Raw genomic sequence first — 12,158 nt, 5'->3', positions numbered from 1 at the left:
GCCCCCGCGCCCGGGCGGCCGATCAGCGCCGCCGCTTGGATCGCTTGGTGCCTCCGCGCTGCCCTGCGCGACCGGCGGTCGAACGGCCTGACGACTTCACCGCCGCCTCGGCCGCCTCCTCGATGACCGACTGGCGGGCCAGCGGATCGTCCGAGATCGCCAGATCGACGGCTTCGAGGCGCTTGACCTCGTCACGCAGCCGCGCGGCTTCCTCGAACTCAAGGTTCTCGGCAGCCTTGCGCATCTGTACCCGCAGCGCGTCGAGATGGGCGGCAAGATTGGCGCCGACCATCGGCTTGTCGACCCTGGTGGTGATCCGCGACTGGTCGGTGTCGCCCTGCCACAGACCGGCAAGCACATCCTCGACATTCTTGCGCACGGTCTGCGGGGTGATGCCATGCGCCTCGTTATAGGCCATCTGCTTCTGGCGCCGACGCTCGGTCTCGGCCATGGCGCGTTCCATGCTGCCTGTGATCCGGTCGGCATACATGATGACCCGGCCCTCGACATTCCGCGCGGCACGGCCGATGGTCTGGATCAGCGAGGTTTCGCTGCGCAGAAAACCCTCCTTGTCGGCGTCCAAAATGGCCACCAGCCCGCATTCGGGAATGTCCAGCCCCTCGCGCAACAGGTTGATGCCGACCAGCACGTCGAAGGCGCCAAGGCGCAGGTCGCGCAGGATCTCGATCCGCTCGATCGTGTCGATGTCGCTGTGCATGTAGCGCACGCGGATGCCCTGCTCGTGCAGGTATTCGGTCAGATCCTCGGCCATGCGCTTGGTCAGCGTGGTGACCAGCGTTCGCATCCCGGCGGCGGCGACACGGCGCACCTCGTCCAGAAGGTCGTCGACCTGCATCTCGACCGGCCGGATCTCGATCTGGGGGTCCAGCAGGCCGGTCGGGCGGATGATCTGTTCGGTGAAGACGCCGCCGGTCTGGTCCATCTCCCAGTCGGCGGGGGTGGCGCTGACAAATACCGATTGCGGGCGCATCGCGTCCCATTCCTCGAATTTCAGCGGCCGGTTGTCCATGCAGGAGGGCAGCCGGAAGCCGTGTTCGGCCAGCGTGAACTTGCGCCGGAAGTCGCCGCGATACATGCCGCCGATCTGCGGCACGCTGACATGGCTTTCATCGGCAAAGACGATGGCATTGTCGGGGATGAACTCGAACAGCGTGGGCGGCGGCTCACCCGGTGCGCGGCCGGTCAGGTAGCGGCTGTAATTCTCGATGCCGTTGCAGACGCCGGTGGCTTCCAGCATTTCCAGATCGAAATTCGTGCGCTGCTCCAGCCGCTGCGCCTCCAGCAGCTTGCCCTCGTCGGTCAGTTGCTTCAGCCGTTCGATCAATTCCTTGCGGATGCCCTTGACGGCCTGCTGCAACGTCGGGCGCGGGGTGACATAGTGGCTGTTGGCATAGATGCGGATCTGGCGGAAATTGTCGGTTTTGGCGCCGGTCAGCGGATCGAATTCGGTGATCGCCTCAAGCTCGTTGCCGAAGAAATCGAACCGCCAGGCCCGGTCCTCGAGGTGGGCGGGCCAGACCTCGACGACATCGCCGCGCACCCGAAAGCCGCCGCGCTGGAAGGCCGCATCCAGCCTGCGGTATTGCTGGGCGACCAGCTGGCCCAGGAAGTCGCGCTGGTCATAGCTGTCGCCCACGACCATGTCCTGGGTCATCGCCGAATAGGTCTCGACAGAGCCGATGCCGTAGATGCAGCTGACCGAGGCCACGATGATCACGTCGTCGCGTTCCAGCAGCGCCCGGGTCGCGCTGTGCCGCATCCGGTCGATCGCCTCGTTGATCTGCGATTCCTTCTCGATATAGGTGTCGGACCGCGGCACATAGGCTTCGGGCTGGTAGTAGTCGTAGTAGCTGACGAAGTATTCCACCGCGTTGTCAGGGAAAAAGCCCTTGAATTCGCCGTAAAGCTGCGCGGCCAGCGTCTTGTTGGGGGCAAGGATGATCGCCGGGCGCTGCGTCTCTTCGATCACCTTGGCCATGGTGAAGGTCTTGCCGGTACCGGTCGCGCCCAGCAGCACCTGGTCGCGCTCACCGGCCCGGACGCCGCCTGCCAGTTCCGCGATGGCGGTGGGCTGGTCGCCCGCCGGCTGGAAGTCGCTGTGCATCACGAAGCGCCGGCCGCCTTCCAGCTTGGGCCGCGCGACCTCGGGAAAGCGCGCGACCGGCGCGTTCGTGTTGTTGTGACCCATGCGGCGACTGCCCCCTTGCGACTGCCACTCTAGGTGTGTCCGCCCGCGCGAATGTCAACCGCCGCTGCTGACAGCGGCGGTCAGCAGCCTAGCGTTTCAGGCGCGACGGTTGCAGGGCGTCCCAGCCCTTGCCGCCGCTGATCTCGTCGGCGAGGATTTCGGCCGTCACCGGACCAAGCGTGAAGCCCTGATGGCCATGCCCGAAATGCGCCCAAAGGTTCGGCTGGTCCGGCACCCGGCCCACCACCGGCAGCATGTCGGGCATGCAGGGGCGGCGGCCGGTCCAGGGCTCGGCCTCGACCGGGGCGCCGATCTCGAAGAGCTCGCGCGCGGCCTTTTCGCCATGCTTCAGCTGCGGCGGGGTCAGCCGGGGATGCGGGGTCAGTTCGGCGGCGGTTGCGATCCGCAGGCCGCGCCGCATCGGTGACAGCACGACCGAATTGCCGAAATCCGCGATCGGGTGATGCGGCGGCGCATCCATGTGGTAGTGGCGGTGATAGCCGCGCTTGTAGACCATCGGCACCTTCAGGCCGAAACGCTCGGTCATCATCGGCGACCAGGGGCCGAGGGCGATCACGGCATGTTCGGCCTCGGCCTCATCGACCATCCATGCCGCACCCTTGCGGTGCAGATCGCCCGCATCGGCATTCACGACCCGGCCGCCGCGCTTCTGGAACAGCGCCGCATAGGCAGCCACAAGCCCACCCGGATCGGAACAGTTCCAGCTGTCAGACCAATGGGTTGCACCAGCAACCTCGACCCTGATCGAGGGTTCCAGGACGCGCAGCTCGCGGCCATCGATCAGCCGCGCGGCGACCCCGAATTCGGTCAGGAAACGGTCTGCCGTCTTGCGCGCCTTCTCCATCTTGGCGGGGGTGCGGTGCAGTTCGATATAGCCGTTGCGGCGGATGATGTTGTCGGCGCCTGCGGCCTCGATCAGCGGACCGTGGCGTTCGGTCGATTGCCGGATCAGCTTGCCCCATGTCACCGAGGCGCGCTTGTGCGCGGCGGGCAGCGAGTTCAGGGCGTAGTTGAAGACCGCGCCCAGCTGCGACAGCAGCCCAGAGGGTGTCCATTTCACGTCATAGCCGCGCCCGAGGGCAATCTGCATCAGCGCGCCGGGCGCCAGCGGCATGGCATAGGGTTCGACCGCCTCGGTCTGGATCAGCCCGGCATTGCCATAGCTGGTCTCGCGGCCGGGCGTGCCGCGTTCGATGATGGTGACGTGATGCCCGCGCGCCTGCAGCGCCAGCGCCGTGCTGACGCCGACCATGCCCGCGCCCAGAACCATGATCTCGGCCATGCCTGCCTCCTTGCTGCGTTGGGGCGAGGGATGCAGATTCCGCCCTGATCGGGCAAGAAATTTCGGGCTTTCTTCGGCGACCTTGCGAATCTTTGCAAGATTCAGGCGAAAAGCTCGCGGCAGAAGCTCAAACCTTCGACAAGCGCGTCCACCTCGTCGGTGGTATTGTACATCCCAAAGGATGCTCGGGCGCTGGCGGTGATTCCATAGAATTCCATCAGCGGCATGGCGCAATGGCTGCCCGCGCGGACCGCGACGCCCCTCTTGTCGAGGATGGTCGAGATGTCGTGGGCATGGGCGCCCTGCATGGTCAGCGAGAAGATCGCCCCCTTGTCCGGCGCGTCGCCCTGCACCTGCAGCCAGTTCAGCGCGCGCAGGCGGTCGCGGGCGTGGTCGCGCAGCAGGCGTTCATGCGCGGCGATATTCTCCATGCCGATGGCCATCAGGTATTCCAGCGCCGCGCCCAGACCGATCTGGTTGACGATGCCGGGCGTTCCCGCCTCGAAGCGCAGCGGCGGGTCGGCATAGTCGATGGCGTCGCGCGTGACGGTTCGGATCATGTCGCCGCCGCCCATGAAGGGGCGCATCTCGGCCTGACGATCTTGCCGGATCCAGATCGCGCCCGACCCCGAGGGGCCATACAGCTTGTGGCCGGTGATGCAGTAGAAATCGCAGCCCAGCGCGGCCAGATCGACCGGCATGTGCACCGCCGCCTGCGATCCGTCCACCAGCACCGGCACCTGGGTGCCGCGCGCGATGGCGCCGACATCGACCACCGTGCCGGTGACGTTCGACATGTGGGTGATCGCGATCAGCCGGGTGCGCGGGCCGACCGCGGCCAGCACCTTCTCGGGCGGCAGGCTGCCATCGGGTTCGGGCTCGACCCATTTCAGCACCACCCCCTGCCGTTCGCGCAGGAAGTGCCAGGGCACGATGTTTGCGTGATGCTCCAGGACCGACAGCACGATCTCGTCCCCGGCCACAAGTCGCGGTGCTGCCCAGCCATAGCTGACCAGGTTGATCGCCTCGGTCGACCCGCTGGTAAAGATCACCTCGTCCTCGCGCGGCGCGTTCAGGAAGCGGGCAATGATGGCGCGGACCTTCTCGTAATTGTCGGTGGCGAGGTTGGACAGGAAATGCAGACCGCGATGCACATTGGCATATTCGGCCTCGTAGGCGCGGGTGACCGCCTCGATCACCTGTCGCGGTTTCTGCGCGCTGGCGCCATTGTCCAGATAGACAAGCGGGCGGCCGTTCACCTGCCGCGACAGGATGGGAAAATCGGCGCGGATGGCGGCGACATCAAGGCTCATGGCGTCATCTCCGGGAACAGGCCGAGGGCGGCGGCGATCACCGACAGCACGAAGCCGGCAAGAAAGGCGGTGGCGATCAGCACCAGCAGCACCTTGGCGCTGCTGTGAAAGCCGTGCAGCGCCTTGGTGAACTGCACCGTCAGCCACAGGAACAGGGCGATGGCGAGGATGCCCAGAAATCCCGACAGCGGCGGCAGGGCCAGCGATGCCACGACCTGCGCCAGCTGCACCAGAAGCAGCACGACCTCGATCCAGGTCGTCAGCAGCAGTGCATCCTCGAACCGGCCCTGCCCGCCGAACAGCCGGCCCACCCCTGCCATCAGACCCGAGGCGAGCACGACTGCGACCAGCTGCATCCCGGCCATCGCCAGCGGCTGTCCGGTGACCGACAGCACCGCCGGACCGCCCTCGGGCAGCGGGAACAGCTGCGAGGACAGCCAGGCCAGCATCGCCGAGACCGCGACCGCGACCAGCAGCGCCATCCAGCGCGCCGAGACCGGCAGATCAAGCCGGATCAGCGCCCGTGCCGCAGCCTGCGGTTCGCGGAAGGTCAGCCCGACCAGTGATTTCAGATCGTCGAACGTCATGCCTTCCCCGCCAGCGCGGCGATCCCCGCGCCCCAGATCACCAGAAAGCCCAGCCCCAGCACCGCCTGCGTCAGCAGTTGCGCCGTGCCGGGACCGACCAGACCCGCGACCAGCCCCCACAGCAGCATCGCCGGGGCCACGGCCAGCAGCGCCCAGAACAGCGCCAGCCGCGAATCCTCGGGCGACAGCCGCCATGGCGTCAGCCGCGACAGGCCCGACACCAGCGCGGCCACCGCGTAGGCCAGCAGCGGCATCAGGAACATGACCGCCAGCATCGCCCCGCCCATCCGCGCGTCGAAGGGCACCTGCGGGTCCAACTGCGCCTCGCGGGCGCGAAGGGGTGCCTGGGCGATCAGGAAGATCAGCATCGCCGCCATCAGCACCACCAGCTTCACCCGCTCGGGCATGCCGACCAGACCGCGCACGACGCGGCGCGGCGCCCACCAGCTTTGCATCACCCGCGGCAGCATGCCGCCGCCGCCGGGCCTCACTTCGCGGCGCGCCGGGTCAGCCACGCTTCCAACCGGTCGCTGATCTCGCCGCGCAGCACCTCGTCCTCGATCTCGTCCAGCGCGTCGGCCAGAAAGGAAAGCACCAGAAAGACGATGGCGCGATCCTTCGGAACCCCGCGCGAACGCAGGTAGAACATCGCGTCCTCGTCCAGCGCGCCGGTCGTCGAGCCATGCGAGCATTTCACGTCATCGGCATAGATTTCCAGTTCCGGCTTGGCGAGGAACTGGCTTGCCTCGTCCAGAAGCAGCGCCTGGCTGATCTGGTAGCCGTCGGTCTTCTGCGCGCCCGGCTTGACCAGGATCTTGCCCTGGAAGACCCCCTCGGCGCCGTTCTTCAGCACCTTCTTGAACACCTGACGGCTTTCGCCGCGCTCGGCGCCGTGGGTGATGAACACCGTGTCGTCATGGTGGAACGCGCCCACCCGCCCGTCGCCCAGCACCGCGGCTGCGATATGCGCCGAGGCATCGTCGCCGACGATGTCGATCACGCCCTCATGGCGCATCAGCGTGCCGTTGACCGACAGGTTGAAGCATTTCAGCTGCGCCTCGGCATCGACACGCGCGAAGATGTGCGACAGGCCAAGCTTCTGGTGCCCGGCGCGCTTGGCGGTGATGTGGTGCAGCTTCGCGCCCCTGGCCAGATCGGCCTCGACCACGCCGTTCGAGCGCGCCCCGACCATGCCGGTTTCCAGCAGCGTCAGTTCCGCGCCCGGTTCCAGCCGCAGCACATGGTGCCAGACGACATCCGCCTCGGCGGTGGCACGGCGGTGCATGATGTGGACCGGCCTCGTCGGCCGGCCGGTCACCCGGATCAGCACGCCATCGCGCGCCGCCGCGGTGTTCAGCGCGGCGAAGGGGCGGGCCACGGGCCGTTGCCCGGCGGCCTCGAGCACCCCGTAAAGCCCGGCGGCCCAGTGATCTTCCGCCGCATCGGCCTGGGCCAGCGTCGCGATCTCGATGCCTTCCAGCGCCAGCGGATCCGACGCGTCGGCATCGAAGCGGCCATCCACGAACACCAGCGTCAGACGGTCAAGCGTCGCGAACAGCGGCGAATCCGGGGCGCGTTCCTCGATCGCGATGGGCTGCGGGACGGGCGCGTTGAAGGGGCGCGGGTCGGTATAGCGCCAGTATTCGTCGCGCGGCGCGGGCAGGCCCATCTGCCGCAAACGGTCCAGCGCCTCGCGTCGCGCCGCGGCGGTGAAGCCGCCCTGCGGCAGATCGGTCGCGTCAAGCCTGGCCTGCAACCCCTCGGCGGCACGCGCCGGGGCGGCACCGGCCTGCGGCGTCACGTCCTTGGTCTGAACGGCGATCTCGTTCATCAGCCGGCCTCCGCCAGAAGATCGCCGTAGCCTTCCTCTTCAACCTGCAGGGCCAGTTCCGGCCCGCCGCTTTTCACGATCCTGCCGTTCGACATGATATGCACCACATCCGGCTGGATGTGGTTCAGAAGCCGCTGGTAATGGGTGATGACCAGAAAGCTGCGATCGGGCGAGCGCAGCGCGTTCACCCCGTCGCTGACCAGCCGCATCGCGTCCACGTCAAGGCCGCTGTCAGTCTCGTCCATGATGCACATGCGCGGGGCCAGCATCGCCATCTGCAGGATCTCGTTGCGCTTCTTCTCGCCCCCCGAAAAGCCGACATTCATCGGACGCTTCAGCATCTCGGCGTCGATCTGCAGGTCTTTGGCCTTCTCGCGCACCGCCTTGAGGAATTCGCCCGAGGACATCTCGTCCTCGCCGCGCGCCTTGCGCTGGGCGTTCACCGCGGTGCGCAGGAAGGTCATGTTGCCCACGCCCGGGATCTCGACCGGATACTGGAACGCCAGAAAAAGGCCGGCGGCGGCGCGCTGTTCGGGCTCCATCTCCAGCAGGCTGTCGCCGTCCAGCGTGGCATCGCCCTCGGTGACGACATAGCCGTCGCGGCCCGACAGCACATAGGACAGCGTTGACTTGCCCGACCCGTTGGGACCCATGATGGCATGAACCTGACCGGCCGGAACCTCGAGGCTGAGCCCGTTCAGGATCTGCTTGTCCTCTTCCTCAAGTTTGACGTGCAAGTTGTGGATTTTCAGCATTATTCTGACCTCAGTCGATGGTGACGGCGGTGCCGGAAGCCGACACCATCAGCATGTTGTTGATGACCTCGTAATCGAGATCGACACCGACCACGGCATTGCCACCGGCGGCGCGGGCACGGCCCTGCATTTCGTCCAATGCAGTCTCGCGCGCCTGCCCAAGGGCCTTTTCATAGGCACCCGAGCGGCCGCCGACGATGTCGCGGATCCCGGCAAAGACGTCGCGGAAGATATTCGCGCCGATGATCGTCTCGCCGGTCACGACGCCGTGATAGGCGGTGATCCTGCGGCCTTCGACCGACGGTGTCGTGGTCACGATCATCCGACCGACCCCTCCAGCGAGATCGCGACCAGCGACTGCGCCTCCATCGCGAACTCCATCGGCAAGGCCTGCAGGACCTCGCGGCAGAAGCCGTTCACGACCAGCGCGACGGCCTCTTCCTCGTCCATCCCGCGCGACCGGCAGTAGAACAGCTGGTCATCATCGACCTTGCTGGTCGTGGCCTCGTGCTCGACCCGCGACGAGGTGTTCTTGACCTCGATATAGGGCACCGTGTGAGCCCCGCACTTGTCGCCGATCAGCAGGCTGTCGCACTGCGTATAGTTGCGGCTGTTCGCCGCCCGCGGATGCATCGACACAAGCCCGCGATAGGTGTTCTGCGCCTGCCCCGCCGAAATGCCCTTCGACACGATGCGCGACCGGGTGTTGCGGCCCAAATGGACCATCTTGGTGCCCGTATCCGCCTGCTGGTGGTTGTTGGCGATGGCGATGGAATAGAACTCGCCCTGGCTTTCCTCGCCGCGCAGGATGCACGAGGGGTATTTCCAGGTGATCGCCGAGCCGGTCTCGACCTGCGTCCACATCACCTTGGCGCGGGCCTCGCGGCAGTCGGCGCGCTTGGTGACGAAGTTGTAGATCCCGCCCTTGCCGTTCTCGTCGCCGGGGAACCAGTTCTGGACGGTCGAATATTTCACCTCGGCATCCTCGAGGATGACGATTTCCACCACCGCGGCATGCAGCTGGTTGGTGTCGCGCTTGGGCGCGGTGCAGCCCTCCAGATAGCTGACATAGCTGCCCTTGTCGGCGATGATCAGCGTGCGTTCGAACTGGCCGGTGTTCTCGGCATTGATGCGGAAATAGGTCGACAGTTCCATCGGGCAGCGCACGCCGGGCGGCACATAGACGAAGCTGCCATCCGAGAACACCGCGCTGTTCAGCGTGGCGAAGAAGTTGTCGGACTGCGGCACGACGCTGCCGAGATATTTCTTTACCAGCTCGGGATGCTCGCGGATCGCCTCGCTGATCGAGCAGAAAATGACCCCTGCCCTGGCCAGTTCGTCCTTGAAGGTGGTGCCCAGGCTGACGCTGTCGAAGACGGCGTCCACGGCGACCTTGCGACCCTCGGCGGGGATCGCGTCGGCGCCCTCGACACCGGCAAGGATCATCTGTTCCTTCAGCGGGATACCCAGTTTTTCATAGGTGGCCAGCAGCTTGGGATCGACCTCGTCCAGCGATTTCGGCTTGACCTCCATGCTTTTCGGGCGGGCGTAGTAGTACTGGTCCTGATAGTCGATCTCGGGATAGTTCAGCATCGCCCAGCGCGGTTCCGACATGGTGGTCCAGCGCCGGAACGCATCAAGCCGCCATTCGGTCATCCATGCCGGCTCGCCGTTCTTCTCCGAAATCAGCCGGACGATATCCTCGTTCACGCCCTTGGGCGCGTAGTCCATCTCGATCTCGGTGTCCCAGCCATACTTGTAGCTGCCCATGTTCTGCACGGTCTCGACCGTCTCGCGGTCGACGCCTTCGCGCACGTCAAGATCGGTGGTCTCGGTCATCCTCTGTCCTTCCTGGGGCCAGGCGTCGGGCCTGGCCATTCCTGCCGCGCCAGCGTGAATACGCGGTTTCCCACGCATCCGCAAATCGGTTCATCTGATCGACGCCCAAAGCCGGGCTTATCGAGATGCGGATGGCCGACTGCGCCCGGCCTTCGTCGTAACCCATCGCCCGCAGGACGCCGCTGGCCCGGACCTTGCCGGACGAGCAGGCCGAGCCTGCCGACACCGCAAAGCCCGCAAGGTCCATCTGCATGACCTGCGTTTCGCCTTTCCAGCCCGATGTAAGAAGGCAGGTGGTGTTCGGCAAGCGCCGCGCCGATTTTCCGGCCACGATGAGGGTGGGATCGGTGTCCAGCAGGCGCGCCTCAAGCGCATCGCGCCGGGCCGCGACCTCGTCCCACAGGCCCGCCGACAGGTCGCGCTGCGCGGCCTCGGCGGCGGCCGCAAGGCCCGCGATGCCGATCAGGTTCTCGGTCCCGGCGCGTCGGCCCTGTTCCTGCCCGCCGCCGCAGATCCGCGCCTCGATCTCGGCGCCCTTCCGGAGGATCAGCGCGCCGATGCCCTTGGGGCCGCCCAGCTTGTGCGCGCTGACGAAGCCCGCGCCGATCCCCAGCCAGTTGAAGGCGAAGGGGATCTTGCCGAAGGCCTGGGTCAGGTCGCTGACTGCCAGCCCCTCGGGCAGCGCCTGCACCACCCCGGTCTCGCTGTTGGCCAATTGCAGCGCCGCCGCGCCCGGCGCGGCCACCGTCACCAGCCCTTGCGCATCGACCGGCAGGCCGGGCTTGCACCATGCCAGCACCGCGTCATGTTCGACCGCCGCGCAGGCGAGGCCGCGCCCTGCCAGCACCAGCGCCGCCGCCTCGGTCGCGCCCGAGGTGAAGACGACATCCGCCCCCTCGGCGCCGAGCGCGGCGGCCAGGCGCTCGCGCGCGGCTTCCATCGCCATCTTCGCCGCGCGCCCCTCGGCATGGACCGAAGAGGGGTTGCCGGTCAGGTCCATCGCCTCGGCCATTGCGGCCCTCGCCTCGGGGCGAAGGGGGGTCGTGGCGTTCCAGTCCAGATAGGTGCGGCTCACGCAAGCGCCTCGGCGATGGCCTCGGCCAGCCGGCGGGCGACCGCCTCCTTGCTCATGCGCGGCCATTCCTCGGCGCTGTCGGGGCCGATCAGCGTCACGGCGTTCTCGGTGCCCCCCATGATGCCGGTGGACGGGCTGACGTCGTTCGCCACGATCCAGTCGCAGCCCTTCCGCTTGCGCTTGGCGGTCGCGTTCTCGATCACGTCATTGGTCTCGGCGGCAAAGCCCACCACCAGCGTCGGCCGGCGCTTGTTCAGCCCGCTGACCCACGCCAGGATATCGGGGTTTTCCGACATCTCCAGCGCCGGCGGCTTGCCCGACCCGTCCTTCTTGATCTTCCGCTCGAGGGCGTTGGTCACGCGCCAGTCGGCCACCGCGGCGGCCATCACCGCGACATCGGCCGGCAGCGCCGCATCCACCGCATCCCGCATCTGCCGCGCGGTCTCGACGCGGATCACGTCGACCCCGTCGGGCGGCGCGACGCTGGCGGGGCCGGTGACAAAGCTGACCCGCGCGCCCAGATCGCGCAGTGCCGCGGCGATGGCCGTGCCCTGCGCGCCCGACGAGCGGTTGGCGATGTAACGCACGGGATCGATCGGCTCATGGGTTGGCCCCGAGGTCACCACCACATGCCGCCCGACCATGGGCCCGCGCCGCACCTTGGTTTCCGGCAGCAGCTTCAGCGGCCCGCCCTCGGGCTGCAGCGCCAGCCGGATCGCGGCCATGATCGCCTCGGGCTCGGCCATGCGGCCGGGGCCGAACTCCCCGCAGGCCATGTCGCCCTCGTCCGGGCCGACCGTGAGCACCCCGTCACCGCGCAGCAGCGCAAGGTTTCGCTGCGTCGCGGGATGGTTCCACATCCGCACGTTCATCGCCGGCGCGATCAGCACCGGCTTGTCGGTGGCCAGCAGCAGGGTGGAGGCCAGGTCGTCGGCCAGCCCCTGCGCCATCTTGGCCATCAGGTCGGCGGTCGCCGGCGCGACCACGACCAGATCGGCATTGCGCGACAGCTGGATATGGCCGATCTCGGCCTCGGCGACGATGTCGAACAGCCCTTCATGCGCGGCCTCGCCGGCAAGGACCGAGACGGTCATCGCCGTGGTGAACTGCGCGCCCGCGCTGGTCAGCACCGGGCTGACCGCGATGCCATCGGCGCGCAGCAGCCGGATCAGCTGCGGGATCTTGTAGGCCGCAATGCCGCCGCCGACGATCAGAAGGATGCGCTTGCCGTTCATCTTGCCCCCAC

Annotated in this window: 11 protein-coding genes; all 11 read right to left on the bottom strand. The window is 67.2% G+C overall.

All coding sequences use genetic code 11. The annotated features are described in order from the left end of the window. Positions 1–22: 22 nt before the first annotated feature. The 11 genes from uvrB to coaBC all read right to left on the bottom strand — a co-directional run bounded on the left by uvrB (position 23) and on the right by coaBC (position 12,147). Positions 23–2,209, bottom strand: a complete 2,187-nt coding sequence (uvrB, locus tag Q5Y72_RS04610) for an excinuclease ABC subunit UvrB (protein WP_305962219.1) — start codon at positions 2,207–2,209, stop codon at positions 23–25. Between the two features lie 88 nt (positions 2,210–2,297). Continuing rightward, complete coding sequence (locus Q5Y72_RS04605) at positions 2,298–3,512, bottom strand: NAD(P)/FAD-dependent oxidoreductase (protein WP_305962218.1); 1,215 nt, start codon at positions 3,510–3,512, stop codon at positions 2,298–2,300. A 101-nt stretch (positions 3,513–3,613) separates the two neighbouring features. Then, the gene (locus Q5Y72_RS04600) at positions 3,614–4,825 is read right to left on the bottom strand and encodes a cysteine desulfurase (protein ID WP_305962217.1); all 1,212 of its coding nucleotides are present in this window, start codon (positions 4,823–4,825) and stop codon (positions 3,614–3,616) included. Then, the gene (locus Q5Y72_RS04595) at positions 4,822–5,412 is read right to left on the bottom strand and encodes a Yip1 family protein (protein WP_305962216.1); all 591 of its coding nucleotides are present in this window, start codon (positions 5,410–5,412) and stop codon (positions 4,822–4,824) included. Before Q5Y72_RS04595 ends, Q5Y72_RS04600 begins: the two co-directional genes overlap by 4 nt. Continuing rightward, complete coding sequence (locus tag Q5Y72_RS04590) at positions 5,409–5,927, bottom strand: hypothetical protein (protein ID WP_305962215.1); 519 nt, start codon at positions 5,925–5,927, stop codon at positions 5,409–5,411. The genes Q5Y72_RS04595 and Q5Y72_RS04590 overlap by 4 nt, the downstream gene beginning before the upstream one ends. Beyond that, positions 5,900–7,243: a SufB/SufD family protein gene (locus Q5Y72_RS04585; RefSeq protein WP_305962214.1), complete on the bottom strand. Its 1,344-nt coding sequence runs from the start codon at positions 7,241–7,243 to the stop codon at positions 5,900–5,902. The genes Q5Y72_RS04590 and Q5Y72_RS04585 overlap by 28 nt, the downstream gene beginning before the upstream one ends. Further along, positions 7,243–7,998, bottom strand: coding sequence for a Fe-S cluster assembly ATPase SufC (gene sufC / locus Q5Y72_RS04580; RefSeq protein ID WP_305962213.1), 756 nt, complete (start codon positions 7,996–7,998; stop codon positions 7,243–7,245). The genes Q5Y72_RS04585 and sufC overlap by 1 nt, the downstream gene beginning before the upstream one ends. A gap of 10 nt (positions 7,999–8,008) precedes the next feature. Beyond that, a complete protein-coding gene (locus Q5Y72_RS04575; RefSeq protein WP_305962212.1) occupies positions 8,009–8,320 on the bottom strand; it encodes a heavy metal-binding domain-containing protein in 312 nt (103 codons plus the stop codon). Next, positions 8,317–9,837, bottom strand: coding sequence for a Fe-S cluster assembly protein SufB (sufB, locus tag Q5Y72_RS04570; protein WP_305962211.1), 1,521 nt, complete (start codon positions 9,835–9,837; stop codon positions 8,317–8,319). Before sufB ends, Q5Y72_RS04575 begins: the two co-directional genes overlap by 4 nt. Beyond that, the gene (locus Q5Y72_RS04565; RefSeq protein ID WP_305962210.1) at positions 9,815–10,912 is read right to left on the bottom strand and encodes a cysteine desulfurase family protein; all 1,098 of its coding nucleotides are present in this window, start codon (positions 10,910–10,912) and stop codon (positions 9,815–9,817) included. Before Q5Y72_RS04565 ends, sufB begins: the two co-directional genes overlap by 23 nt. Next, the gene (gene coaBC / locus Q5Y72_RS04560; RefSeq protein ID WP_305962209.1) at positions 10,909–12,147 is read right to left on the bottom strand and encodes a bifunctional phosphopantothenoylcysteine decarboxylase/phosphopantothenate--cysteine ligase CoaBC; all 1,239 of its coding nucleotides are present in this window, start codon (positions 12,145–12,147) and stop codon (positions 10,909–10,911) included. Before coaBC ends, Q5Y72_RS04565 begins: the two co-directional genes overlap by 4 nt. Positions 12,148–12,158 lie beyond the last annotated feature (11 nt).

Origin of the sequence: Paracoccus spongiarum (assembly GCF_030732095.1) — a bacterium.
GTDB lineage: Bacteria > Pseudomonadota > Alphaproteobacteria > Rhodobacterales > Rhodobacteraceae > Paracoccus > Paracoccus spongiarum.
Note: the sequence above shows the minus strand (reverse complement) of the source record. Positions and strands in the feature narration are given on the sequence as shown.

Excerpts from the sequence above, each read along its gene's own strand:
- uvrB (WP_305962219.1), bottom strand. The coding sequence starts at position 2,209 with ATGGGTCACAACAACACGAACGCGCCGGTCGCGCGCTTTCCCGAGGTC.
- Q5Y72_RS04605 (WP_305962218.1), bottom strand. The coding sequence starts at position 3,512 with ATGGCCGAGATCATGGTTCTGGGCGCGGGCATGGTCGGCGTCAGCACG.
- Q5Y72_RS04600 (WP_305962217.1), bottom strand. The coding sequence starts at position 4,825 with ATGAGCCTTGATGTCGCCGCCATCCGCGCCGATTTTCCCATCCTGTCG.
- Q5Y72_RS04595 (WP_305962216.1), bottom strand. The coding sequence starts at position 5,412 with ATGACGTTCGACGATCTGAAATCACTGGTCGGGCTGACCTTCCGCGAA.
- Q5Y72_RS04585 (WP_305962214.1), bottom strand. The coding sequence starts at position 7,243 with ATGAACGAGATCGCCGTTCAGACCAAGGACGTGACGCCGCAGGCCGGT.
- sufC (WP_305962213.1), bottom strand. The coding sequence starts at position 7,998 with ATGCTGAAAATCCACAACTTGCACGTCAAACTTGAGGAAGAGGACAAG.
- Q5Y72_RS04575 (WP_305962212.1), bottom strand. The coding sequence starts at position 8,320 with ATGATCGTGACCACGACACCGTCGGTCGAAGGCCGCAGGATCACCGCC.
- sufB (WP_305962211.1), bottom strand. The coding sequence starts at position 9,837 with ATGACCGAGACCACCGATCTTGACGTGCGCGAAGGCGTCGACCGCGAG.
- coaBC (WP_305962209.1), bottom strand. The coding sequence starts at position 12,147 with ATGAACGGCAAGCGCATCCTTCTGATCGTCGGCGGCGGCATTGCGGCC.